The organism is Enterobacter sp. WPR_3_1, from assembly GCF_003635055.1.
In the GTDB taxonomy this organism is placed as follows: domain Bacteria; phylum Pseudomonadota; class Gammaproteobacteria; order Enterobacterales; family Enterobacteriaceae; genus Enterobacter; species Enterobacter ludwigii.
The window spans coordinates 137,579-163,645 of sequence record NZ_RBXU01000012.1 but is presented as its reverse complement, the minus strand read 5'-3'; the positions used below and the strand labels follow the sequence as shown (position 1 = coordinate 163,645).

Genomic DNA, 26,067 nt, shown 5'->3' with positions numbered 1-26,067 from the left:
CTTAGAACTTCCATACCCAACCAGACCAACCTTATCAGATTGTACAAACCATTTGTATAACTAAGGCCTCTTTTTGAGCGGGTGAAGGGTATACAAGTTCCTTCACCCGTTAATGTATTGTTGTACAAATTTTGCCGCGCGTACAGTCAAGCTTGCAGGTTTATGTACAGCTTTCTCAAAATTCAAACTTCTTCTCTGGCCACGCGATCGCCGGAATTCCCCCGTGACGCGGGCTGGCAAACAGGTGCCCCTGGAACTGGGAAATGCCTGCAGACTCCAGCCACATCCACTCTTCAGGCTTCTCAACGCCGACGGCACAGAACTGGATCTCCAGCGAGGAACAGCAGGTAATAATCGCCTGAATGATGGCCTGCCGCGGGCCGCTTTTGTGCACATTCGCGACCAGATCGCGGTTAATCTTAATTCTGTCAGGCTGGAATTGCGCCAGTAACTGCAGACCGGCAAAACCGGCACCAAAGTGATCGATGGTTACGCTGATACCGGCACTTTTTAGCTGCCTGACCGAATGGGTAAACTCTTCAAAACGGGAAATCGCTTCGCTCTCGGTGAATTCCACCACAATCTGCTCCGGCACAAAGCCATTCGCGTCAATGGCCGTCAGCAGGAAATCCACGGCGCCAGGCACGTTGACCAGCGTCATGGGCAGCAGGTTAATGGATAATGTCTGATCCTGTAATCCCAGAGCGCTCGCCATGGAGAGCGCAACCTGCTTGCTTTTCAAATCAGAGGCGTACACCTCTTCACGAGGAATTTGGGCAAAATAGGCTCCGGGCGATTCACCGGTGGGCGTGCGGATCAAGGCCTCCCAGGAGACGACCTGCTGCATAAACGGATCCACGATAGGCTGGAACGCAAAACTGCAATCCGCGCCTTTAGCCACCACCTCCGGTTGCGCCGATAAAGGCGTCTCTTCCGGGATAAAATCCCAGGCATCTGCAGGGGGCAGTTCAAAATAGTTGGCTTTCTCCGTGGCCTCCACGAAGGTGCGGAAAAACTGCAGGGCGCGATCGCTATATGTCAGCTGATACCTGCTGGTGCCTTTGTCGAGAACCTGCTGAAGCACCTCTTCCCTGTCGAACTGACGCAAGTCAAAAAGCTCCATGCCAACCTTGCCGAAGCGTCGGGAGGGGCCGTGATCGCGCATCAGCTCCACCACGTTATGGTGGCGGGTGTCCTGGCAAATCTGCTCGTAAATGGATGAAACGTTTTCCGCAGGGCCTTCGAGCAACTGAAAAAAATGCGTGCCGTTAAACAGCAAGATCCCCGTGACATTGGATTGCCGGTTTTTACTATTTGCAGCAGCTACCATGTTTTCCAGCGCTTTCACTGGAACGTCCTCGCAGATATGACTGCGGTATATGATGGTTGTAAGCATGCTTATCCTGAAGGGGGTTAGGGGTTGGCCATAAAAACACGTCGGTAAACATCTGTTATAGCATATTAATTACGTGACAAATAATTTACATCTCAACCATTTACGGCACCTAATGCATCCGTTTCCTGCGTTGTACAACTTATCCATCACCGGGCGTATTGTACAATATATTCTGTAACGGAAATGCTTCATTTTTATGACTCAACCGACTGATAAACATAGAATTTATAAAATATATCACAATTATTTTAAAAAATTGTACATTTTCTATGTACAGATTTGGAAATTGTGTATACCTTAAATGTAACGTTAGTGATTACATTTTTTTACAGGAGCGAAACATGCAGCAGAAGGACTATGTCGCAGATTCAGCAGCAGCGATCGCGCACTACTTCGAGAAGGCCGCGCTTCCTACCCAACAGGAGACGCTCGGTCAGGTCGTGGTTGAGATTCTTAGCGACGGGCGAAATCTGAATCGCAAATCGCTCTGTACCAAACTCTTAAGCCGCCTCGAAAAGGCCGATGGGCCTGAAGAGGAACAGCATTACCACATGCTGCTTGGTCTGCTTTTCGAACGGTAATGTTATGAACAGCAGTGATGCAGACCGACTGATTGACCAGCTTATCGGTGAAGCCGTTCTTTCTCTTTTGAAAGAGCGAGGCCCCGTCACAACCGAAGCTCTGGTTCAGCGTCTGCGGGATATGAAAGCGCATGAAAAGGATCCCCAGCGGCGGGAGACACTTGCGATGGTGATTGCCGACATCGGTTCAAACAACATCGCCCTGAAACGTCGCAGAACCGCGCAAGGACGAACGGATAGAGAGGGATCTCTCAACGTTAAAAGAGACAATGTAGTGCCGTTATTTGGAAATGGAAAACCGTCCGATCCAAGGAAAATACATTGACTGCAATTTTACAGCTACGGTGAGAACAAATGAGACAAAATATTCAGCTTCAACCCGAATACCATTCCGCTTTTTTAGAAAGCGCGCTGTCGGAATATTTCCGTCACGCAGGCGATCGTTTTGCTGAAGAGTCCGCTGTTTTTTCTACTGCAGTACGCTGTGTTCTGGCTTCTGAAGGACACCTGTCCAACAAAGCGATCATTTTGTGGCTGATCCAGACGCTGGAATCCACAAACGACGTTGTGCAGGCAGATGTCATTCGTAAGACCCTGGAAATCGTTGTGGGTCACACCATGGACGATCTCTAAAAACCCTCCCCTCTGTGAAGGCTAACGTGTCATCGTCAAAACTGACGATCGGGCTGACGATGACACGTTCCCTCCTCGTATAACACCCTGTAAAACCTACAAAGTAAATGTGGCATGGTTCCTGCTTACTCCCGTTTACGGGACTGGGCTACCCAGTCAACTATGCTTCATTTCTTAACAGGTCTGTTATTGATGAAAAAAATCGCCAGCGTCTGCCCCTACTGTGGTGCAGGCTGCAAATTAAACCTTGTCGTCGAAAATAACCGTATCCTCCGTGCCGAAGCGGCCGAAGGCGTAACAAACCAGGGCACCCTGTGCCTGAAAGGCTTTTATGGCTGGGACTTCCTGAACGATACGCGTCTGCTTACCCCCCGTCTGACTCAGCCCATGATCCGCTACCACAAGGGAGAGGCTTTTACCCCCGTCACCTGGGAAGAGGCGATCCGCTATACCGCCCATAAACTCAGGAGCATAAAAGAGCAGTATGGCCCGCGGTCCATCATGACCACCGGTTCCTCCCGGGGAACAGGGAATGAAACGAACTATGTGATGCAAAAATTTGCCCGCGCGGTGCTGAATACCAACAACGTGGACTGCTGCGCGCGCGTCTGTCACGGCCCTTCTGTTGCCGGGTTACAGGAAACCCTCGGAAACGGTGCAATGAGCAATTCCATTAACGATATTGAAAACTCAAAATGCCTGCTGGTGTTTGGCTATAACTGCGCCGATTCGCACCCCATCGTCGCCCGTCGGGTCTTAAAAGCCCGCGAAAATGGCGCGAAAATCATCGTCTGCGATCCCCGTCGCATTGAAACCGCACGCATTGCCGACCAGCACCTGCAGCTGAAAAACGGCAGCAACATGGCGCTGGTCAATGCGTTTGGCTATGTCCTTCTGGAAGAGGAGCTGTACGACAAAAACTACGTCGCGCGCTTTACCGAAGGGCTTGACGCTTATCGGGAAACGGTCAAAGACTACGCGCCCGAAAACGTCGAACATCTCACCGGCATTCCAGCCCGGGACGTGCGTCAGGCGATGCGGACGTTCGCGGCTGCGCCTTCCGCCACCGTCATGTGGGGCATGGGCGTAACGCAGTTTGGTCAGGCTGTAGACGTGGTCAAAGGTCTCTCCAGCCTGGCGCTGCTGACCGGAAACCTTGGTCGACCTGCCGTCGGCGTTGGGCCAGTACGTGGTCAAAACAACGTTCAGGGCGCGTGTGATATGGGCGTTCTGCCCAATATGTTCCCGGGGTATCAGGACGTTACGGACCCGGCGGTCCGGCAGAAATTCGCCACTGCCTGGGGAATCGATGTCGGGATTATGGACAAAGAGGTTGGAACGCGTATCACCGAAGTCCCTCACCTTGCGCTGGAAGGCAAGGTAAAAGCCTATTACATCATGGGCGAGGATCCGCTGCAGACTGAAGCCGATCTGGGGCTGGTGCGCCGCGGTTTTGAAGCACTCGATTTCGTGGTGGTTCAGGACATCTTTATGACGAAAACAGCGGAAGTGGCGGATGTTCTGTTACCTGCCACATCGTGGGGAGAACACGGTGGCGTCTTTACCTGTGCCGACCGCGGTTTCCAGCGTTTCGGTAAAGCCATTGAGGCCAGCGGCAACGTGAAACGGGACTGGGAGATCATCAGCCTGCTTGCTACCGAAATGGGCTATCCGATGCATTACACATCCAACCAGCAGATCTGGGACGAGATGCGCGAGCTCTGTCCGCTGTTCTATGGCGTGACATACGAAAAAATGGGTGAAATGGGCCATGTGCAATGGCCGTGTCCAACGCTCGATCACCCGGGGACGCCGTATCTCTATAAAGATAACCAGTTCGATACGCCGAGCGGCAAAGGCCAGCTTTTTGCGGCAGCCTGGCGCGCGCCAGCCGAGATACCGGACGAAACGTATCCGCTGGTGCTCTGCACCGTGCGTGAGGTCGGCCACTACTCCTGCCGTTCAATGACCGGCAATTGCGCCGCGCTGCAAAGCCTTGCCGACGAACCAGGCCGTGTACAAATGAACCCCCTTGATGCGGACAACCTGGGCATTAAAGACGGACAGCTGGTGTGGGTGCATTCCCGTCGGGGTAAAGTCATTACCCGTGCCAGCATCAGCGAGCGCATCAACGCCGGCGCGGTTTATATGACCTACCAGTGGTGGATTGGCGCCTGTAACGAACTGACGCAGGATAACCTTGACCCGGTCTCCAAAACGCCAGAAACCAAGTATTGTGCGGTTAAGCTTGAGGCAATTGAAGATCAGCGCTGGGCGGAAGACTTTGCGGCGTCGTCTTATCAGACCATGAAGACGCGGTTAATCACGGCGGTGAACGTCTGAGGAAAAAGAGGCTCGCCACGGCGAGCCTCGTTATACGTTAGCCAATGAGCAGCAGGCACGAGAGGTCGTCCCCACCGTTAATCTTATCGATAGCAAAATCCATACGGGCATCAATGGTCTGATTGTGCAGGGTCTTTTCTGAGAAGCTGGCGATGGTTTTCATGACCATCTGCTGGTCCAGTTGTTCATCCATTGATTTGACGCTCAGGAAAACTTTCAGGTAAAAAAAGTCCAGAACGATGCGATAAAACTGACGCATAATGGTAGCGGTATTCTTACCCGGGAAATAGCCGCTGTAGAGTTTGTACAACAGATAGTTGCGTAATACGTACGGCTCTGACAGACAGGATTCCTGGCAAAGTTTCCCCCACTGCTGGTTAATCGCGTCGAATTTCTGCGCCAGCCTGGCGGGATCGCTGTCATGGCTGAAATTCAAAAAGTCAGCAATTTGCCGATGCCCTTCGTTGATATACCCATCCCGTGCAGAATCTCGCGCCACGTTCGTGCCGAGGATCGACAATGCCAGATATTTCATCGCATTTGATCGCCCGACATTGCTTTCAGAGAGCAGCGATTTACCGCTCTGCAACGCTTCCAGCAAGGCTTCGTAAAAGCGTTCAACCTGCTCATACTGATTGTGCAAATCGAAGTTCACATGCTGTAAGGTCAGGATCAACTGAGCCAGCGCCATCAAATTTTCTTCAACATTCCTCGCTGGCGACTGGATTATTTTCCACGCAAGGAGATGAATGACCTGGCTGCTTTGAGGCATAGACTGGCGCTGACCAATCAGATTGGTTTTATAAACGGCCAGCAGTTCATCCTGCTCCTGCAATAACATCGCATCGGGGTCGAAGAGAACCCGCCTGACCACTTCCGGACATGAAAGGGTCATGCTGTGGCGAGTTTCATCCAGATAGCGGGTGGAGCTTCGGGGATAAGTACTGCAGGTGTGCGATAAGGCACTTTCACCTAAATCACGGTGTACCATACAGAGCTTATTTTCATCGATAAACGGACACTCCCCATTTTCATCCAGTTTAATACGGGAATAGTTTACTTTGCCTTTACGCTGCAAAATCAGATTGTCTTTGGCTATTGCAGCGATACCAGGATGCGTTGATGAAAGATATTTTTGATGTGTTTTTTTATCAATGGAAATTGTCCAACCGCGGCAGCAGGAAATTAAACATTCCGGGCCCACACACTTGAACCTGGTCACAAAAATCGGTTTCAGGGTTTTATGAATTTGCATCGCTAATTAATCGTTATATAAAACGTAAAAATAACATGCTGCAGATGCAACTCTAAAGTTTCATAACCGAACACTTGTTTCCGTTATTCCTGTCATCAATAAAAGTGTCTTTACGCCTCCAGACAGGGGCGGTCCTGTAAACCCTGTCTCACAGAATCACGAAAAATATTGGGGGTGCCGTTTTTCTTCACCATCCTGTTGAGCAGCGCGATAAGCTCATAATCACTTCGCAGGTTAAATTTTTGCATGATCATGTACTTGTGTGCAAAAACGGTCTTATAGCCGATCTGTAACGCGTCTGCCGTCTGCATAACGGATAAGCCTTTATACAGGTTCATGACGATGCGTATTTGCTGCGGTGATAATATTTTATGCTCGCAATCGAAACAGGACGTTTTCTGCAGCACATGCCCCTTCAACTGCGCTTTACGCCACGCGCACCATACCGTCTCGCCAATCATGTCAAGAGAGGCCCTGCGGGAGATGAAAATAATATCCTGATAACAGGATTGCGACGCCGTAGACCGTTGCTCATCGTCAACCCAGCCGATCACAATGCCTTTTTGCCGTGACTGTAATTCCGGAAAACAGGTCAGGGTTTCTCCCTGGCATAAAGAGAGGACAATAATATCCGCCGTGCTGACGTTATGCGGCGTCATTTCATAATCAAAGTGAATACAGTCATTAAAATTACGCCAAAAGAAATCCATAAAAAAATACTGCAGACCAGACTGAAATAACGAATCCGTCTCGCTAATTAAAATATTCAACATAGACCACACCGACGGGAAGCAAAAATGCGCGTGAAATCCCGCGCGACTTAATTGTATTGCAGCGTAATGACCACCACTGCGCTGAGGGTGCCGGGCGTCGCCCTGCCTCCGGTGGATATAACCGCAGCCTGCATCGCCATCTTCGCCGTCCGGTCTGAGGCGACATATTCCGTCATGCTGGAGCCGTTCCCTTTCAGTATGCCACTTCCGGCCTCGCGCATTGCTATCGCCACGTGGGTGGCCGTACCGCGATTAATGTAATAGTCGGCGCCGGCAACAGGGTCGGGTGTGCCCGTAAAGGTAGCGGTGACGCTACGCGTCCCCACCGGACATTGGGTAAATAACAGATCAAACGTAACCGGGTCTGAGGATGATCCTGGCGTCACCATATTACTTGCCTGGATATTGCCCAGATTAATATCGAGATTCGTATTGCCGTTATTAAACAGGCAGGGTGAGGCCACGATATTTCCGGAGACCCCGATATTTACGCTGTCTGCACATAGCGCTTTGCCGCACAGTAAACCCGACACAAGCAACGCCGCGGGAATTATTTTCATCATCTCACCGGTTATTGATAGGTTATCGTGAGCGTGGCTGACGCATTTGCCGAGCCTGATTCCACGGTGGTTAACGTCTGGTAATAGCGCGCGGTTAACGGGAGCGTCTCCTGTCCTCCCGCAGACTGTTTTAATAACAGGCGACCGTTCATTACCAAAGGAGAACCGTTATAAAGTAGCTGAACCCCTACCCCTTTTGCCGTACCGGCATTCCCCTGACCGGTTAATGCCATGACGCTGGTATTGGCGCTGTCCGGATTTTGCATACCGCTGAGTGACACACTGATATTGGTGCCGGCACTGCAGGTTAACCCCAGATTTTGCGTATTTTGGGCGCCGGATGGCGTGGTTCCAATAACGGAGCCAAACGATGAGGCCGGAATATCGCCTATCGTGAACGTCAACTGCGCCGTCGTTATCGTGCATGCCAGCGCATTAATTGTGCCGTCAGTTAACTGGACCGTCAGACCGTCATGATAAACACCGTCACTTCCCTGAAGCGCCACGGTTCCGATAACGCCCGGCGTTAAAGCGCCCGACGTTACCGGGCCGGTCACCACCAGCTCAACTTTTCCACCAAACCAATCCACATACGACGTCACCGCGTTATACGAAAACGTGTAAGCCGGGTTTTCAAAATAATTCCCCGAGGAAAAGCGAATACCAATACCGCTGACATTGGTGGCATAAACATGGTTACCGTAGCTGCTCAGGTTCCCATTGTTATATCGCATACTGAATCCCAGCATCAGCGGGTTAGAACATCCCGTTAAATAGGTTCCCGTTGATGAGGCGGCGCGAGAAAAAATAATGGTGCCCACGGGGGCATCGCGCTGCACGTTAATCGTGCCCACAGATATCGTCGATATTTGCGGCGTGATGGTTGTACAGGTGCCGGCACGGGCGCTATTCCACCCGCTCAGTAAACAGAGCAGGATCAGAGATAAAGCAAATTTCATTTTTAACCTTCCTGGCGGCAAAGCGCGTTAACGTCGGTTATCCCGCCGTAGGTGGGTTGTGCAGGCAGGCTAAACTGCGCGCGGCACTGCTGACCGGATTGATTTCCCCAGGTTGCCACGATTTCTCCCTGTCCGGGCAGTCCCGTTAAATAGACCTGACCACGGTCGCCCACAATAAAGCTGCTGTTGCTGTCGCCTTTGAGCGTGACGACCGCACCAAACGGAACGGCATACTGCCCGTCGGACAGGGTCATTAGCACCCGGCGCCCGATTTTAGACACATAATCGGCTTCCACTATCGCCCCGCGGGTCGGTGTTACGGTGTGCGTATTAATCTCAAGTTCCACGTCATCCGGCATAGTTTCCGGCTCAAGAGTGATGTCGTTTTTTCGGTATACCGACAGATTGTTAACCACCGTATACCCGCGGTAATCCGTACGAACCCCGGGTTGATTGCGAATATCGACACCGTGTGCACCCGGCGCTTTCACCAGGATATTGGTTTCACCGAGCGGCTGCGAAAGCGTGATGCCGTCACGGTGAGCAATGACGCCCCCCTGCAACCCGTAATTCAGGCGCTCGCTGTGTTTGTCGTAGCTGTAGCCCGCGACAATTTCGCCATAGGTGCCTTTATAGTCGCCGTTCAGGTTGCCGGTATTTCCCGTGCCCTGTGTGCCATAACCTTGCTGCACGTTCCAGTTCAGGGCGCTGTTTTCCAGAGACACGCCGTTCAGCCCGACCACGTGCGTCATGCCGTTGTGCTTACTGGCGTTCATGCCATAGTTAGCCCAGGTACGCGGCAAGAATTTGTCCAACGGTACGCTGACGTTAAAGGCCAGCAACCGATCGTGGTCCGCGTTTTGTGCGCTCCCGCGTCCATTCTTGCTGTAGGTCCAGGTCAAACCGTAACTGACGTTGTTCCAGTCATTGTTGTAGCCCACGCTCCAGGAGGCCATCGCCTGACCAGAATTCCAGTAATCTTCGCGTGCGGCGCTGAGCGTCAGTGAACCCAGTGCGCCGCCCAGCGTCTGGCTCATGGTCAGTTCAGCACGGTTACGCCGCCGATCCTGCAGGGCGCTGCTGTCGCCGTAGGAATCCAGCACGTCCTGCATCCCGTAATAGCCACGGGTTGAATATCGGTATCCCGCAATTGAAAAGTTTGTCCCGGTCTTCGCAATATTTTTGCTGTAACGCGCGCGCAAGGACTGACCGGATGTTTTGTCGGTGTTATTCGGCGTTGACCAGGCCTGGGTCACGTCGAAAGAGATCGCGCCGATATCCCCCATGTTTTTACCGATGCCAAACGCCACTGAACGGTATTTATCAGACCCCTGCATCCCGCCGTAAACGGTGATGCCGTGCTGAATCCCATAAATACCGGTGATTTGACCAAAAGACGTTTTCTCCACGCGGCTGTTGTAGGCGCGATACTGCCCGGCCGTCACCGCATACTTCAGGCGTCCTTCCCGCTGCAGGACCGGCAGCGAGGCATAAGGCAGCGTGAAATGCTGCTCACTCCCGTCAGCCTCTTTGATGGTCACATCCAGATCGCCTGCGCCGCCGGTGGGATACATGTCCGAGATTTCAAACGCGCCTGGCGCCACGTAGCTCTGATAAATTTGATAACCATTCTGGCGGACCACCACCTGCGCATTGGTTCGCGCGATGCCGCGGACCACGGGCGCATAACCTTTAAGAGAGTCCGGCAGCATCTCATCATCCGAGGCCAGTTGACCGCCGCGAAATGGCATACTGTCGAAAACATCCGCCGGTGCGGTACTGTCCCCGATAATCAGCTGTGCTTTCAGCGGAATAACGGCGCGCTGCGCATAGGTATACACGTTGTCCCACCGATCCTCACCGGTGGAATCCCGTGACCAGGTGGTGTAATTACGTAAGCGCCACGGCCCGATATTGACCCCGGGGCGCAGGTTGGCGTACTGGCTATCATTCTGGCTGCCGCGAGTGTTCTTCGCCCACGCGTTTGCGCCGCTCAGACTGTAATTAAGCATGGCGGCATTAATCCCCTCATCCCACATCTCTGGCGGGACCGCGTCCCTGGCTGGCAGGTCGATGGCGGCCTGAGGAATGCTGATCACCAGCCGCTGTGCGCCAAACTGAAAATCGCTACTGGCCTGCGGGATCGCCTGAAGGTTTGCGCATTCACCGTTGTTCGCCGCCAGCTGCGGGAAAAGCGTGGTTCTTACGCCCCACTGTTTTAACTGGTCAAGACTCAGGCACGGCCGGAGTACGTCATTGCCATTTTCGTCTTTTACTGCAGTAAAGGTGATATCGCGGGTCGCCATTAGCTGGTCATCAAGAACAATATCGACGTGATAGGTGCCGGGTGCCTGCGATCCGGATTCAAATGCCGATAAATCCGTTCTCCCTCTTCCTGGATTATCAAGTTCAACCAGTTCGGCATTAAATGTCTCACCGGCAAAAAGCGCCTGCGATGAACCTGCAAGTATTAATCCGATCACTGTCGCCAGGGGTGCAGGTCGAGCCCGAAAATAGTGTATTGCCATCGCTTTTAACTCATTTATGACAGGCAATGCCCGCGTTTCACCGGTTATAAGGTTGCCTGATGCGCGCCCCCAGGGCTGCCGAAGTCATTAATCACTTTAAACGTCAGTACACTGCCGCTGGCCCCCTGCGGTAACGTGAAACGGACTGAGCCACCGGGTAAGACATATGACACGTCATCGATTTTTTTACCCCCAAGGGTGATTTCATTAAAATTGATGACATACGCTGTCGGGTTATTAACCTGAAGTTCATTTCCGGTTCTGCGCCAGCGTAATTGACTGGCCTGTTCGTCAGGCGTGGACGCGTGCAGCTCAGCGGGCCGATAAATCAGTTTGATGCGCGTTTTAACCGCAATTTGTAATGCGTTCATCTGCGTTGAGGCAGACGGTATCGCTTTAATATTCAGCCAGAATAAACTTTCCCGATCCTGAGGCAGTGCCCCCGTCATCACGATGCGCTCAACGTTTTTTTGCCCGCCATCCAGACGATACAAAGGCGGCGTAATAATAAAAGGCACCTTGCCTGACGCCCCTTCCTGCACGTCGATCCATGACTGAATTAAATACGGCGTACCATCAGGGTTATTCACACTGAGTGACGTTTCCTTTTTAGCGCCATCAAAAATAATGCGCGTACCACCAATAATGACGCCGGCATGAGCCGTTGACAGCATCAGAGATAACAACGCTGTTGCCAGTAAAGGGGTTCTGAAAAAATACATTCTGTTCCTCATAAAATTGGGGGCCGGGGCGGCCCCGACGTTCAGGCAAAAGAGCTAGTTATAAACCACCGAGAAGTTGGCGACAGAATTCGCCGGGCCTGCCGTGACGCTGGCCGTGGTCGAAATATACTGGGCATAGAAATTGAGCGTGTTGTCTGCGGAGCTGCTGAGCATGTAGGTGTAACCATTGCTGCCATGCAGAGGCAGGTCGGCTTTATCCGCGGTCATCAGGTTGATCGCCACGCCCGTTGCAGCCCCCGCCACGGAGGTGTCAATCGCCAGAAGATTGCTATTAGACGCATCCGGAGTACCGTCAAAGCGCACTTTGGCATTCGTGACCGAGACCGGACAGTTTTTCAAAATAATATCGAATTTCGTTGCCGCGGTTCTCGCCCCCGTCGCGGTAAACTCTGTTTTATAATAATCCCCAAGTACAACCACCTGGTTCAGCGATGCCACATCAACATCACAGGCAGAATCCAGAATATTTCCGTTAAAATTAACGGTACCTGCAGCGGCAAACGCATTGGCCATTGTCAGTACGGAACCTGCTGCGATCGTTGCCAGAAGAAGTGTTTTTTTCATCATGCTATATCCTGTATCACTTTATTTATTATTAACATTCAGACAAAAAGACGCGTCGGTTTTTTCACCCACTTAATGTTTTGTCTTTTACAGACAGCAGCAAAAAAAATGAAATAATTTTATTTCATTAAACGTCTGAAGACGCATATGACTTGCTGTCGATGAAATAAAATTTATACAACTCCGTTGACGTCGACAATCATTTTCGGAGTCTTTCCGTAGACCCGTAATTAACAAAAATAAAACATTGTAAATAAGGAATGCCTTATGCATATAACGGGCAGTCTATTAATAGACCGGAGTGTTAAGATCATTAAATTCAAAATGTTAGTCAGGATAATATTGAAAGTCTACTTTTAGACCTGTGCTGCATATTCCCGTAGTCGCTGTTTTTTAAGATAATTCTCTACGCCGGTCACCCATGATCGCAATGAAAGCAGTGGAGCACCTTATGAACACGCGAATGACAGCGGTCCTCACCGATGTAAAATCTACCGTACTGGATTTAAAGCCGTATGCCCATATTGATAAGTTAATCAGTACTGTGCTGCCTTTTACGGAAAGGCATATTCTCGCAAAAGGCGAAATTATTCAGTATCACAATAATGATGTTCGCCTCTGTTTTTTGCTGTTACACGGCAGCGTTGCGCTGCATCGTCGTGGCGATGGTATTGTTTTAAACTCAGAGTCCTCACCTTTTATTCTGGGTGTCAGCAGCCAGTTCTCCTCTGAACATCTGTACGTCAGAGCGCTTGAAACCTCAGAAATAGCGCATGTCTCTCTGGATAATTTTAATAAGATCGTGGCGGAAAAAAACTTATGGGAACATTTTTCAAAGCTACTCATCTATACCGCCTCCCGGGTATACGAGCACTGCGCGCAAATATCGCAGATGTCAGCCTATGACATTATCCGGTTCCAGCTGGTCGAACTGATGCAGGAGCCAGATGCCGTACGGAAAAACATCACGGCGGCAGCGTATATCAAGAGTCGAACCTACCTTTCACGCAGTGGGATTATGCGTATTCTCGCGGAACTGCGTACCGGAAAGTACATCACGATGGAGCGTGGCGTGCTGCTGGAAATCCGTCATTTACCACGTAAATACTGATTAGCCTCGTGTTTACGATAAGGAGTAACGCTATAATCAGGGGGGTTATCGCTACGGGTTATAGGTTATGTCCTCTACTGAAAAAATGCATCGTGGTTCTCCTTACGCGCGAGAACTGATTTCATTCCTGCAACCCTACTGTACCACGCGCAATGTTGCTCCCGGCGAACAGCTGGATCTCCAGGTGAATGGCCAGAGCGTGTGCTATTTGATCCTCGAAGGCACCGTTGCTATCTACCGCAGAAGCGACAACATGATGCTCACCACCGCACGTAGCCCGGCGCTTTTTGGCCTCGCCAATCTGACAGACATCTACTTCAATGATTATCTTAAAACCGTGACCCCCTGCCTGACGGGTATGCTTACCACCGCTCAGGTGGAAGCCGTTATCAAAGAGAATGGGTTATGGGGGTTGTTGTCTAAGCACCTGATGTTTGTTTATAACCGGCTATACAATAATGTGATGCCTCAGGGCGCGCCCACGGCCTATGAGATGATTCGCCAGCAATTGATAAAGCTGATGGATGAAGATGAGAGTTATCGCAACGCCATCACCGCAGAGCGGTATATTCGCGAAAAAACCCAGCTGTCGCGCAGCGGGGTGATGCGTATTCTGGCGGATTTAAAAACAGGCGGGTTCATTGAGATAGAAGATGGCAGGCTCGTTAAAATCAATAAACTGCCTGCCCGGTACTGAATGTCAGATACAAAAAAGACCGCTGACGCGGCCTTTTTTTTACTGTCACGATCAATGATCAATGGACGTGAACGCCCAACCGCCAGGCAAAGTAGATCTCTTCTTTAAGCTCATTTGAAGAGAGCGCCAGCAAATCTGTGAACTCCAGTTCAAGCTGTTTCAGCTTTTTCAGGTACTGCGCCGGAGACAGGTTGCTTTTATCACGACGTAAATATTCAATTGCCAGCTGTGTTGGGGTTATTTCAGTATCCATGATGTCCTCGCTTATGTACAAAACCTGACCAGTATATCACAAGAGGCTGGCTAGTTTTTGACCAAAGGCAAAACATCTGAAAACTTTACACGACCGCCGTCGTCAGTCGCGACGAACAGCAGAGCCGATCCTGCTCGTCAAGAATGTCGATCTGCCACACCTGATGGCGGCTACCGGCATGTAGCGCCCGACAAACGCCGCGCACCCGTCCACTTCGCACCGAGCGAATATGGTTCGCGTTCACCTCCAGCCCGACGACCTTTTGCTCCCCTTCGGTGCAAAGATAGCCCGCCACGGACCCCAGGGTTTCGGCCAACACGACGGATGCGCCGCCGTGCAATAAACCAAACGGCTGATGCGTGCGATGATCGACAGGCATCGTGGCCTCCAGTTCATCCTCGCCAATATGCGTGAACTGAATGTCCAGCAGCCCTACCATATTCCCCTCGCCCATGGCATTCAGCGCCTGCAGCGTCACGGCTCGTTTCCAGATCATCCAATTATCTCCAGTAAAGCCTGTAATGGGTGACGCACTCCGTTCCCTTCAACCCGTTTCACCTGGCTTCGGCAGGAGTAGCCCGTGGCCAGACAGCGGTTCCTCGGCAAACGCTGCATCGCCTGATGCCACGACAACTCATAGATACCGAGCGAGTTCGCGTGGTTTTTCACTTCGTGCCCGTAGGTACCTGCCATGCCGCAGCAGCCCACGTTGACGCTCTCAAGCTTCGCCCCGAAGCGGGCAAAGATAGAAGCCCACTGCGCCGGGGCGCCCGGCAGTGCCGTCACTTCCGTGCAGTGGCCGAACAGATACCACGATTCACCGCTCACATCCTTCACGGTCGCCTGTTGCAGCGCCGCCGGCAGCCACTCGTGCACCAGCATGACGTGGAAATCACCGCGTTGCTCCCCAAGCGTCTGCTTATACTCATCGCGGTAGCAGAGCACCAGCGCCGGATCGACACCGACCATCGGCATCCCTAGCTGCGCCACCCGGTTGAGGAAGTCAGCGGTTTTCCGCGCCGTTTTCGCAAAACGGGTAAGGAAACCTTTAATGTGCTGCGCTTTGCCGTTTGGTGAGAACGGCAGTACCACCGGCTGATAGCCCAGTTTTTCTACCAGACGGATAAAATCGGCTACCACCTGGGCATCGTAGTAACTGGTAAACGGATCCTGCACCACCAGCACCACATTGGCTTTCTGCTCAGGGGTCAGCGCCTCAAGCTGCTCCAGCGTCATATTCGCCGAACGGTGCCCCACGAGCTGACGCTGTAGCGAAGGGACTGACAGCAGCGGCAGGTCCACCATCCCGATATGTTTTTCGGAAAGCTTTCGCACCAGCGGCTGATTGATGAAGAAGTTAAAGGTCTTCGGCGCACGCGCCATCAGCGGGGCATAGCTCTCCACCGTCGCCACCAGATGGTCACGCATTGGACGCAGATAGCGGGTATGGTAAAGCTGCAGGAAGCGTGAGCGAAACTCCGGCACATCAATCTTGATCGGACACTGGGTTGAGCAGGCTTTACAGGCCAGGCAGCCGGACATGGCCTCCTTCACCTCGTGGGAGAAATCATACTCGCCTTTGTTCGCATGCCAGCTGTTGCGGGTACGTTCAATCAGCGAGCGCAGACTGGCGCGTTTTTCCGGTAATTCCTGTTCCAGCTTCAGCGGATCAACCCCGCGGTCGGCCAGCAGACGCAGCCATTCGCGGACCAGCGTTGCGCGGCCTTTGGGCGAGTGAATGCGGTTACTGGTAATTTTCATCGACGGGCACATTGGGCTTTTCACGTCGAAGTTGAAACACAGACCGTTACCGTTACACTCCATTGCACCACGCCAGGAGGCGCGCACCGCAATCGGGATTTGTCTGTCATAGGTGCCGCGCTTGACGGCGTCCACCTGCAGCATTGGGGCATCGACGCCCTCTGGCGGGCAAATTTTACCCGGGTTGAGACGGTTATCCGGATCGAATGCCGCTTTGACCTTACGCAGTTCAGCGTAGAGCGCTTCACCGAAGAACGCCGGGCTGTACTCCGCGCGGAACCCTTTCCCGTGTTCTCCCCAGAGCAGACCGCCATATTTCGCGGTCAACGCCACCACATCGTCGGAGATCTGCTTCATCAGGATCTCCTGCTGCGGATCGCACATGTCCAGCGCAGGACGCACGTGCAGCACCCCGGCATCCACGTGGCCGAACATGCCGTAGCTCAGACCGTGGCTGTCCAGCAGGGCGCGGAACTCAACGATGTAATCCGCCAGATGCTCAGGCGGGACGCAGGTGTCTTCAGCAAAGGGAATCGGTTTGGCAGCCCCCTTCGCGTTGCCCAGCAGCCCCACCGCTTTTTTACGCATCGCGTAAATACGCTCAATGCCGGAGAGTTCGCTGCAAAGCTGCCAGCCAATCACCCCACCTTCGCCTGCTGCAATCAGTTCGTCCAGCCGCTGACAGAGCGTGGTGACCTGGCTTTCAATCAGTGCTTCGTCATCGCCGGCAAATTCAACGATGTTAAGACCCAACATCTCTTTATCAGGTACATCGGTGATAAGCTCACTCACCGAGTGCCAGACGATGTCTTCCCGAGCCAGATTAAGCACTTTAGAGTCGACGGTTTCCACCGACAGCGCCCGCGCGTCAACCATAAAGGGTGCATTTCGCAGGGCAGAATCGAAGGAGTTGTATTTGACGTTCACCAGCCGACGCACTTTCGGCAGCGGCGTAATGTCCAGCCGCGCCTCGGTAATAAATGCCAGCGTCCCTTCGGAGCCTGTCAGCACGCGGGTTAAATCAAACTGCGTCAGGTCATCGTTAAAGACATGACGCAGATCGTAGCCGGTTAAGAAGCGGTTCAGTTTAGGGAATTTGTCGAGGATCAGCTGGCGGTTATCGCGACAGCGCTCAAGCACGGTGCGGTAAATCCGCCCGTTGGCCGTGTTGTCTTTACCCAGCGTTTCCGCCAGTTCGACCGGCATCGGCTGGGTATCCAGGATATCGCCGCCCAGCAGCACCGCGCGCACGCCAAGAACGTGATCGGAGGTTTTACCGTAGACCAGCGACCCCTGCCCGGAGGCATCGGTGTTAATCATCCCACCGATTGTCGCACGGTTGCTGGTTGAGAGCTCGGGGGCAAAGAAGTAACCATAAGGCTTGAGGTACTGGTTAAGCTGATCTTTGATGACGCCCGCTTCGACACGCACCCATCCTTCTTCGGGATTGATCTCAATGATGCGGTTCATATAGCGCGACATATCAATGATGATGCCCTGGTTCAGCGCCTGACCATTGGTGCCGGTGCCGCCGCCGCGTGGGGTGAACACCAGCGAGGTAAATCGCTCCTGCGTTGCCAGTCGCGCAATAAGCGCCACATCGGCGGTTGAACGGGGAAACACGACTGCATCGGGAAGAAGCTGGTAGATACTGTTGTCGGTCGCCATTGTCAGCCTGTCGGCATAATGTGTGGCGGTATCCCCTGTAAAACCCTGTTGCTCCAGTGCCTGCAAAAAATTAAGCACCAGCTGAACGACGCCAGGTGCCTGAGAAATCTGTGGGATCATTACTGTCGACCCTAATTAGAGGTGTGAAATCGTTTGCGTGTATCGTAAAAGTTTTATCACATTTTTTTCTTATACGCTCTGCAGAATTACAGGCAGAATTCGCCTGTCAAAAATCGCTGAAATCATTAATGATTAGAGAATCGCGGTTTTCCGTTCCCGCCAGCCACGCTGGTGTTCAATTAAGGAAAGTTTCATTTATGGTCAATCTTCGCCAGCCCAGGGATGTTGCGCAAATTTTGCTGTCGGTGCTGTTCCTGGCCCTCATGATTATTGCGTGTTTGTGGATCGTTCAACCCTTCATTCTCGGCTTCGCCTGGGCGGCAACCGTTGTGGTTGCCACCTGGCCTTTACTGTTACGGTTGCAGAAACTGCTCTTCGGACGTCGTGGGCTGGCGGTCCTGGTGATGACGTTGCTGTTGTTCCTGCTGTTCATTATTCCCGTTGCGCTACTGGTGAACAGCCTTGTCGACTCCAGCGGCCCGGTGATTCGCGCCGTGACCAGTGGCGATCTGACGCCGCCGGATCTCGCCTGGCTTAACAGCATTCCGGTTGTTGGCGCAAAACTTTACAGCGGCTGGCATGGCCTGCTGGAGATGGGTGGCAGCGCGCTGATGGCGAAAGTGCGCCCGTATATTGGCACCACCACCACCTGGTTTGTGGGTCAGGCGGCGCACATTGGCCGCTTTATGATGCACTGTACGCTGATGCTGGTCTTTAGCGCCCTGCTGTACTGGCGCGGTGAGCAGGTAGCTTTAGGCGTGCGTCATTTTGCCACTCGCCTGGCGGGCAAACGGGGTGATGCCGCGGTTCTGCTGGCGGCGCAGGCCGTGCGCGCGGTTGCGCTTGGCGTCGTGGTAACGGCGCTGGTTCAGGCGGTGCTGGGCGGTATTGGTCTTGCGATTTCTGGCGTGCCGTACGCCACCGTCTTCACCGTGGTCATGCTGATGACATGCCTTGCGCAACTGGGTCCGTTGCTGGTGCTGGTACCCAGCATTATCTGGCTGTACTGGACCGGAGATACCACGTGGGGCACCGTTCTGCTGGTCTGGAGCTGCGTGGTCGGCACCATGGATAACGTTATTCGTCCCATCCTTATTCGCATGGGCGCAGACCTGCCGCTGATCCTGATTCTCTCAGGCGTCATTGGTGGATTGATTGCCTTTGGGATGATTGGTCTGTTTATTGGTCCGGTGCTTCTGGCCGTGACCTGGCGTCTGTTCTCCGCCTGGGTGCACGAAATCCCGCCTCCGGGAACGGACCCGGACGTGATTTTGAGCGAACTGGAAGAGCTGGAAGATAAGAACAAGCAGTAATGGACAGGCCGGGTAACGCAGTCGCGTACCCGGCCTACATATTCTCCTTTAATACTTAAACGTTGCTAAAGTATTTATTCGTTGCGCACTGGTCAGACCCGCTATTACGGCTCTAAGTCCCCTATTAACCTCAAGAAATCTTTACGTCTCTTTAACTATTGAGACGAATCTGATCGACGCTAAAAGCTGACATGCCTACTATTAGGACACGGTTATAAATCAACACCTTGATTTATAAGCATGGAAATCCCCTGAGTGAAACAACGAATTGCTGTGTGTAGTCTTTGCCCATCTCCCACGATGGGCTTTTTTTTATCCTGATTACGCGCGGCTGACGTCACAGGTGCTAAGCATCCGCCATTCCGTTGACAATACACGGGTTTCTCCAGTCACATTGACCGTCACCACCTCGCGAATATCCGCCGACGATGCACCAATCTGCAGCTCAAATTCACCCGGCTCAACGATCCGTTTGCCGTCACGACGGGTAAAGTTGAACATCTCTACGGGCAACGTAAAGGTGAGCGTGGCGGTTTCACCCGGTGAGAGCGTGACGCGCTGGAACGCCTTCAACTCCTGCAATGGCCGCACTTGCGTGGCGACGTTATCCCAGACATAGACCTGTACCACCTCGCTGCCGCTGCGCTCACCGGTATTAGTGATATCCAGGCTTACGACCACCTCGCCGTCGATCGGAACGCGGGGTTCAGCCACGCGCGCCGTTCCCCAGCTAAACTGCGTCCAGCCGAGACCGAAGCCAAAGGGATAGCGGGAGCCAAAATGGAAAGCAAACGGTGTGCCGCCACTTTTGAGCTTGTGGTTGTAGTAATAGGGCATTGCTCCCGCGCTTTTCGGCACGCTGACCACCAGACGCCCCTGCGGTTCAGCGCGGCCCGTTAATACATCCGCAATCGCCCAGCCGCCCTCCTGCCCTGGTGCCCAGGCCATCATCAGCGCGGCGACGTTATCTTCCAGCCCCTGAAGGTTGTAAGGCCTCCCGCCGGTCATGACCACGATAACCGGCTTGCCGGTGGCCACCAGCGCAGCCAGCAATTGTTGCTGTACGCCCGGCAGATCCAGAGAGTCGGTATCAGAGCCCTCACCGACGGTTCCGCTCTGGAACAGCCCGGCGAGATCGCCAACGCAGGCCACCACCACGTCACTCTCCTGTGCGGCTTTCACGGCTTCAGGGATCAGGTCGGTACGCTGCGAAACCGGAGATTGCTGCATGGGTTTACCGCCGCTGTCACCCGGAAACACCGGCGCACCCGCCATCCGTTTTTCGATAATGTGACAGCCTTTGGCATAACGTACCCGCGAGGCCCCCAGATACTGCTCGAGCGCCGCGCGCGGTGTCGTGACCTGAGAGGTCTCTTCCACCATGTCGCTAATAATTAAGTGCACCGGAAAACTGTAACCGCTGAGGAGCGCCAGCGGATCGTCTGCCGTTGGCCCGACGACCGCCACGCGAGGGTTGCCGCCGAGGGGCAAAATGCCGTTATTCTCAAGCAGCGTCAGCGAACGGGTCGCCACTTCCCTTGCAACCTGACGCGTTGCCTCATTTTGCAAATCGATGCCCTCTTCATCGGCATACGGTTTTTCAAACAAACCAAGACGGAATTTTTCGGTCAGGACGCGTGCCACTATTTCATCGACTTTCGCCATGGAAATCAGTCCGCGCTCAACAGCTTGTGCCAGATGACGCGCGCAATCATCTTTTGGTAGTTCGACATCCAGCCCGGCATTGAAGGCCAGCGCTGCAGATTCGGCGGCATCGTGCGAGATGCCATGATGCTGGTGCAGCAGGCTCACGCCGCCATAGTCCGCAACGATGATCCCATCGAACCCCCACTGCTCACGCAGCACGGTTGTCATCAGGAAGTGGTCGCTGTGTCCGGGCTGGTTATCGATATCGTGATAGGCAGGCATCACCGAACCGGCATTGGCCAGCTTCACCGCCATCTCAAACGGCAGCAGGAAGATGTCGTTCAGTTCGCTAAAGCCAAGATGCACCGGCGCGTGGTTGCGTGCCCCTTCGCTGAAGGAGTGGCCCACATAATGTTTGAGCGTTGCCAGAAGATCGCGCTTATCGCCCTGCAAACCCTTCACGTATGCCGTGGCCATCACCCCCACCAGCCACGGGTCTTCTCCGAAGGTCTCTTCGGTGCGTCCCCAGCGAACGTCGCGAGAGACATCCAGCACCGGGGCCAGCCCCTGCTGGCAGCCAACAGAGCGTGCTTCTTTGCCAATCTGTTCTGCCGCACGCTGCACCAGCTGCGGATCCCAGGTCGAACCGTAGTTCAGCGACGACGGGAACAGCGTGGCATCTTTGCACAACAGCCCCACCAGGCACTCTTCATGGAACAGCGCCGGAATACCGAGGCGCGTCTCTTCCATCATCATGCGCTGCAGACGGTTAGCGGCACGCACGCCTGTTTTCGCATCAACAATATGGGTGCCCAGTGGACGCGTGATCTGTCCCACCCCCAGTTTCAGCCGTTCGCTAAGCGCAGCCTGTTCGCTCACGCCCGCGAATTCATCGCTCAGATCGCTGCGTTCGCGGTGGTTACCGTTTTCATCGAGGATCAACCAGTAGGCATGCATCTGGGCGAACTTCTCTTCCGGGGTCATGCGTGCCAGTAGGTCGGCGACGCGTTCATGCACGGGACGTCCCGCGTCCTTATAAATCGCAGTCATGTGTTACTCCTGTATTGCGGAATGGGTGGCCGGGGTGAGTTGTCCTGTCTCGTCTCGCACCTCGCGTTTGCTGGCCAGCTCGCGGGCGATGGAATTGACGAGCTTGCTGTTGAGTTTGTAAATGGTCAGCAGCGCGACCATACAGAGGAACAGCACGCAGGGGATGAGGGTGAAGAGCGCATTAATGGTAGAGAGCACGTGCGGTGCCTGGGTTGCCTGACCGGGCGCATAATCCACCATCCCGAGAACCCAACCGACCACCGCCCCGCCCAGCGCCAGACCAAATTTGATGGCAAACAGCGCGGTAGAAAAGACCAGACCATCCAGACGACGGCCGCTGCGATGCTCCTCATAATCGACCACATCAGAGAACATGGTCCACTGCAGCGGCGTGGTCAGGTTCTGAATAAAGCTAAAGATAATGTTGAGGCCAAAAATCAGCCAGATCTGCGAAGGCGGCAGGAAGAAAATCAGCGCGCCGAAAATCACGAAGGAAATAATGGTCCACTGATAGGCGCGGACGCGGTCAAATTTCCCCAGCAAACGTTCAGATAATAATGCCCCCGTTAAGGACGCCACCATCCCGGAAACAATAAAGGCAAATACCAGCTCCGGGCGCAGAAGCACATATTTCACGTAATACATGGTGGCAGAACCACGCGTCACCACTGCGGTTAACAGCAAAATATTAAACAGGAAAACAATTCGCCATTGGCTATTTCGGGCCAGCAGTTTTAAATCGCCGATCATCGAACCCGAGGTGTCATTACGCGGGGAATAACGCTCGCGGGTCATCAGGAAACAGCAGAAGAAGAGAATAATACCCAGCAGGCCCATCATGCTCATGGCATAGAAATAGCCTTTCTGAACGTTGCCCTGGCCTAACAGCGAGACCAGCGGTAAGGCGATCACCGTCACAATCAACCCGCCGATGAACGACAGGCCGAAGCGCCAGGACTGCAGCGAGTGACGCTCACGCGGATCCAGCGTCAGCGCCCCGGGCATGGCGCAATACGGGACGTTAATCGCGGAATAAATAAGGCTTAAGATGGCGTAAGTAACGCAGGCATAGACGATTTTCGCCGTCGGCCCGACGTCCGGTACATAGAAGGTGATAAGGCAGCTTACGCCAAATGGGATGGCAAACCACAATAGCCAGGGACGAAAGCGACCGTGCCGCGTCTGGGTGCGGTCGACCAGCGCGCCGATGCAAGGGTCGACAAAAGCATCCACCACGCGCACCACTAAAAACATGGTGCCCATGATGGCCGCCGGCAAACCGAAAACATCCGTATAGAAATAGGCGAGAAATAAGGTTGCCGTTTGCCAGACCAGCGCACTGGCCATATCACCTAAGCCATAACCTATTTTATCTTTGGTACGCAATACAGAGGAGATTGTCATTGTTATTTGCCTTTTTATCAGGTTAAAACGTATTTCAACCAGTTGCGCATCAGCGAGGGAAATGCGCGGTAAGGCTCAAGTATTAGCAACGCTTTGCGCGCTAACAATTGTCTAAATTAACAGACAAATTATGATATTTGGTTTTTTACTTTATTTGTGATGGGGAGCAAATAAGGCATGAAATAAAAAAGGCGAGGAATATATCCTCGCCTTTTTCTGGTGCTGATGGCGTTACTTGTTGAGTTCGGCCAGGCTCAGCCAGGTTTGCACCACGGTGTCCGGGTTCAGGGACAGGCTGTCAATCCCCTCTTCCATCAGCCATGCGGCAAAGTCTTCATGGTCAGACGGACCCTGACCGCAAATCCCGACATATTTACCCTGTTTCTTCGCCGCGCGGATGGACATCGACAGCAGCGCTTTCACCGCCTCGTTACGCTCATCAAACAGTTCAGAGACCACGCCGGAGTCACGGTCAAGACCGAGCGTCAGCTGCGTCATGTCGTTCGAGCCGATAGAGAAGCCGTCGAAGTACTCCAGGAACTGCTCAGCCAGCAGGGCGTTGGACGGAATTTCACACATCATGATAATCTTCAGCCCGTTTTCGCCGCGCTTCAGACCCTGACGTGCCAGCTCCTCCACCACCGCTTTTGCCTGATCCACGGTACGCACGAACGGGATCATGATCTCAACGTTGGTCAGTCCCATGTCGTTGCGCACGCGCTTCACGGCGTCACATTCCAGCGCGAAGCAGGCACGGAAGCTGTCAGAAACATAACGTCCGGCGCCACGGAAGCCGAGCATTGGGTTCTCTTCTTCTGGCTCGTAACGCTCACCCCCCACCAGATTCGCGTATTCGTTTGACTTAAAGTCGGACAGACGCACGATCACGCGCTTCGGATAAAACGCCGCGCCCAGCGTGGCAATCCCCTCGGTCAGACGACCGACGTAGAACTCTTTTGGCGAGTCGTAACCTTTCATCATCTCGCGGATTTCGTTCTGCAGCTTCGCGTCCTGGTCGTCAAATTCCAGCAGCGCGCGCGGGTGAACACCAATCATACGGTTGATGATAAATTCCAGACGCGCCAGGCCAACGCCTTCGTTCGGCAGGCAGGCAAAGTCAAACGCACGATCCGGGTTACCAACGTTCATCATGATCTTCAGCGGCAGATCCGGCATGGTATCAACGCTTGAACTCTTCACGCTGAAGTCGAGAATATCGGCATACACGTAACCGGTATCGCCTTCCGCACAGGAGACGGTCACTTTCTGATCGTCCTTCATGCGTTCGGTCGCATCACCGCAACCGACAACGGCAGGGATCCCCAGCTCACGGGCGATGATTGCCGCGTGGCAGGTACGGCCACCGCGATTGGTGACGATGGCCGCCGCTTTCTTCATGATCGGTTCCCAGTCCGGGTCGGTCATGTCGGTCACCAGCACATCGCCTGGCTGAATGCGGTTCATCTCGCTGATGTCATGGATCACTTTGACAGGACCGGCACCGATGCGATGGCCAATCGCGCGGCCTTCCGCCACGATTTTGCCCTGTGCGTGCAGGGTATAACGCTCCATCACCTGACCGCGGGAGCGGACAGTTTCCGGACGCGCCTGCACGATAAACAGCTTGCCGGTGTTGCCATCTTTGGCCCATTCGATATCCATCGGACGGCCGTAGTGTTTTTCGATCTGTACCGCCTGTTTCGCCAGCTCCTGCACTTCTGCATCGGTCAGGGAGAAACGGTCACGCATTTCCTGCGGTACGTCTTCAATCTTAACCTGCTTACCATGCTCCTGCGTCGGCGCATAGATCATGCGGATTTTTTTCGAGCCCATCGTGCGGCGAACGACCGCCGGACGGTTTGCGGCCAGCGTCGGCTTATGAACGTAGAATTCGTCAGGGTTCACCGCACCCTGTACTACCATCTCACCCAGACCCCACGCCGAGGTGATGAACACCACCTGGTCGAAGCCGGATTCGGTGTCGATGGAGAACATCACGCCGGAAGAGCCCACGTCGGAGCGCACCATGCGCTGTACGCCAGCAGAAAGCGCCACGCCGCGATGGTCATAGCCCTGGTGCACGCGGTAAGAGATGGCACGGTCATTGAACAGGGACGCGAAGACGTGCTTCACCGCCACCAGCACGGCGTCATAACCCTGGACGTTAAGGAAGGTTTCCTGCTGTCCGGCGAATGACGCATCGGGCATATCTTCCGCGGTGGCAGAAGAACGCACGGCAAACGACGCCTGGGCATCATCCGCTGATAGCTGGTTGTAGGCTTCGTGAATGGCTTTTTCCAGTTCCGGCTGGAAAGGTGTGTCGATAATCCACTGGCGGATTTGGGCACCGGCTTTCGCAAGCTCGGTCACATCATCAATATCCGTTTTATCCAGCAGGTCATAAATGCGCTGGTTTACACCGCTCTGGTCTAAAAACAGGTTAAAGGCATCGGCGGTTGTGGCAAACCCGTTCGGTACGGAGACACCCATACCCGACAGATTTGTAATCATTTCACCCAGGGAGGCATTTTTGCCCCCAACTCTGTCTACATCATTCATGCCGAGTTGGTTATACCAAAGCACCAGCGGTGACGAGCCATTGTTGGACATCGAAACAATCCTTTTGTGATATTTGATCGGAGTAAGAAACACCTGACTACGTATTTATACTGGCATAATTATTTCCGCTAAAAAAACGGTGAATCGTG

21 protein-coding genes and 1 other RNA gene are annotated in these 26,067 nt (G+C 53.5%); 8 read left to right on the top strand and 14 right to left on the bottom strand.

The window, feature by feature from the left end:
- Positions 1-175 precede the first annotated feature (175 nt).
- Positions 176-1,396 carry a diguanylate phosphodiesterase gene (locus BJ887_RS17385; protein WP_025204373.1) on the bottom strand — a complete coding sequence of 407 codons (1,221 nt, stop codon included), beginning with the start codon at positions 1,394-1,396 and terminating at the stop codon, positions 176-178.
- Positions 1,397-1,737: 341 nt separating this feature from the next.
- On the opposite strand from BJ887_RS17385, the gene ycgZ reads away from it, so the two are divergent.
- The 4 genes from ycgZ (at position 1,738) to fdhF (ending at position 4,953) form a co-directional block, all read left to right on the top strand.
- A complete protein-coding gene (ycgZ, locus tag BJ887_RS17380; protein ID WP_020884368.1) occupies positions 1,738-1,977 on the top strand; it encodes a regulatory protein YcgZ in 240 nt (79 codons plus the stop codon).
- 4 nt (positions 1,978-1,981) lie between these two features.
- Positions 1,982-2,302 (top strand): hypothetical protein, encoded by a 321-nt coding sequence (locus BJ887_RS17375; RefSeq protein ID WP_020884369.1) that lies wholly within the window; start codon positions 1,982-1,984, stop codon positions 2,300-2,302.
- 29 nt (positions 2,303-2,331) lie between these two features.
- Entirely contained in the window at positions 2,332-2,610 is a 279-nt protein-coding gene (locus BJ887_RS17370; RefSeq protein ID WP_014169732.1) for a biofilm development regulator YmgB/AriR family protein, read from the top strand.
- Positions 2,611-2,802: 192 nt separating this feature from the next.
- Positions 2,803-4,953, top strand: coding sequence for a formate dehydrogenase subunit alpha (gene fdhF, locus BJ887_RS17365; protein WP_041162557.1), 2,151 nt, complete (start codon positions 2,803-2,805; stop codon positions 4,951-4,953).
- A gap of 37 nt (positions 4,954-4,990) precedes the next feature.
- Here fdhF and fliB read toward each other — a convergent pair whose 3' ends face one another.
- The 7 genes from fliB to BJ887_RS17330 form a co-directional block, all read right to left on the bottom strand.
- A complete protein-coding gene (gene fliB / locus BJ887_RS17360; RefSeq protein WP_044859405.1) occupies positions 4,991-6,208 on the bottom strand; it encodes a flagellin lysine-N-methylase in 1,218 nt (405 codons plus the stop codon).
- Between the two features lie 110 nt (positions 6,209-6,318).
- Positions 6,319-6,981, bottom strand: coding sequence for a LuxR C-terminal-related transcriptional regulator (locus BJ887_RS17355; protein ID WP_020884372.1), 663 nt, complete (start codon positions 6,979-6,981; stop codon positions 6,319-6,321).
- 47 nt (positions 6,982-7,028) lie between these two features.
- The gene (locus BJ887_RS17350; protein WP_121340195.1) at positions 7,029-7,544 is read right to left on the bottom strand and encodes a fimbrial protein; all 516 of its coding nucleotides are present in this window, start codon (positions 7,542-7,544) and stop codon (positions 7,029-7,031) included.
- An 8-nt stretch (positions 7,545-7,552) separates the two neighbouring features.
- On the bottom strand, positions 7,553-8,500 hold the full coding sequence (locus tag BJ887_RS17345) for a fimbrial protein (RefSeq protein ID WP_121340194.1): 948 nt from the start codon (positions 8,498-8,500) through the stop codon (positions 7,553-7,555).
- 2 nt (positions 8,501-8,502) lie between these two features.
- Complete coding sequence (locus BJ887_RS17340) at positions 8,503-11,028, bottom strand: fimbria/pilus outer membrane usher protein (RefSeq protein ID WP_121340193.1); 2,526 nt, start codon at positions 11,026-11,028, stop codon at positions 8,503-8,505.
- A gap of 44 nt (positions 11,029-11,072) precedes the next feature.
- A complete protein-coding gene (locus tag BJ887_RS17335) occupies positions 11,073-11,750 on the bottom strand; it encodes a molecular chaperone (protein ID WP_020884376.1) in 678 nt (225 codons plus the stop codon).
- 54 nt (positions 11,751-11,804) lie between these two features.
- Positions 11,805-12,335: a fimbrial protein gene (locus BJ887_RS17330; RefSeq protein ID WP_025204380.1), complete on the bottom strand. Its 531-nt coding sequence runs from the start codon at positions 12,333-12,335 to the stop codon at positions 11,805-11,807.
- A gap of 451 nt (positions 12,336-12,786) precedes the next feature.
- On the opposite strand from BJ887_RS17330, the gene BJ887_RS17325 reads away from it, so the two are divergent.
- Together BJ887_RS17325 and BJ887_RS17320 are read left to right on the top strand one after the other, a co-directional pair.
- Entirely contained in the window at positions 12,787-13,446 is a 660-nt protein-coding gene (locus BJ887_RS17325) for a winged helix-turn-helix transcriptional regulator (RefSeq protein ID WP_025204381.1), read from the top strand.
- Positions 13,447-13,513: 67 nt separating this feature from the next.
- A complete protein-coding gene (locus BJ887_RS17320; protein ID WP_044858819.1) occupies positions 13,514-14,143 on the top strand; it encodes a winged helix-turn-helix transcriptional regulator in 630 nt (209 codons plus the stop codon).
- A 58-nt stretch (positions 14,144-14,201) separates the two neighbouring features.
- Here the strand turns inward: BJ887_RS17320 and BJ887_RS17315 are convergent, their stop codons facing one another.
- From BJ887_RS17315 to BJ887_RS17305, 3 genes are all read right to left on the bottom strand, one after another.
- Complete coding sequence (locus tag BJ887_RS17315; protein WP_003857766.1) at positions 14,202-14,396, bottom strand: YdiH family protein; 195 nt, start codon at positions 14,394-14,396, stop codon at positions 14,202-14,204.
- A gap of 85 nt (positions 14,397-14,481) precedes the next feature.
- Entirely contained in the window at positions 14,482-14,892 is a 411-nt protein-coding gene (gene menI, locus BJ887_RS17310) for a 1,4-dihydroxy-2-naphthoyl-CoA hydrolase (RefSeq protein ID WP_040017277.1), read from the bottom strand.
- Entirely contained in the window at positions 14,889-17,945 is a 3,057-nt protein-coding gene (locus BJ887_RS17305; protein ID WP_032677991.1) for an FAD-binding and (Fe-S)-binding domain-containing protein, read from the bottom strand. The genes menI and BJ887_RS17305 overlap by 4 nt, the downstream gene beginning before the upstream one ends.
- A gap of 197 nt (positions 17,946-18,142) precedes the next feature.
- Here BJ887_RS17305 and ydiK point away from each other — a divergent pair, with 197 nt between their 5' ends.
- Positions 18,143-19,258, top strand: coding sequence for an AI-2E family transporter YdiK (gene ydiK, locus BJ887_RS17300; RefSeq protein WP_020884383.1), 1,116 nt, complete (start codon positions 18,143-18,145; stop codon positions 19,256-19,258).
- A gap of 208 nt (positions 19,259-19,466) precedes the next feature.
- Positions 19,467-19,574, top strand: an RNA gene (gene rprA, locus BJ887_RS17295) — antisense sRNA RprA.
- A gap of 5 nt (positions 19,575-19,579) precedes the next feature.
- On the opposite strand, the gene BJ887_RS17290 is transcribed toward rprA, so the two are convergent.
- From BJ887_RS17290 to ppsA, 3 genes are all read right to left on the bottom strand, one after another.
- Positions 19,580-21,955 carry a glycoside hydrolase family 3 N-terminal domain-containing protein gene (locus tag BJ887_RS17290; protein ID WP_121340192.1) on the bottom strand — a complete coding sequence of 792 codons (2,376 nt, stop codon included), beginning with the start codon at positions 21,953-21,955 and terminating at the stop codon, positions 19,580-19,582.
- A 3-nt stretch (positions 21,956-21,958) separates the two neighbouring features.
- Positions 21,959-23,359: an MFS transporter gene (locus BJ887_RS17285; protein WP_121340191.1), complete on the bottom strand. Its 1,401-nt coding sequence runs from the start codon at positions 23,357-23,359 to the stop codon at positions 21,959-21,961.
- Between the two features lie 231 nt (positions 23,360-23,590).
- A complete protein-coding gene (gene ppsA, locus BJ887_RS17280; RefSeq protein ID WP_020884386.1) occupies positions 23,591-25,969 on the bottom strand; it encodes a phosphoenolpyruvate synthase in 2,379 nt (792 codons plus the stop codon).
- Positions 25,970-26,067: the final 98 nt, after the last annotated feature.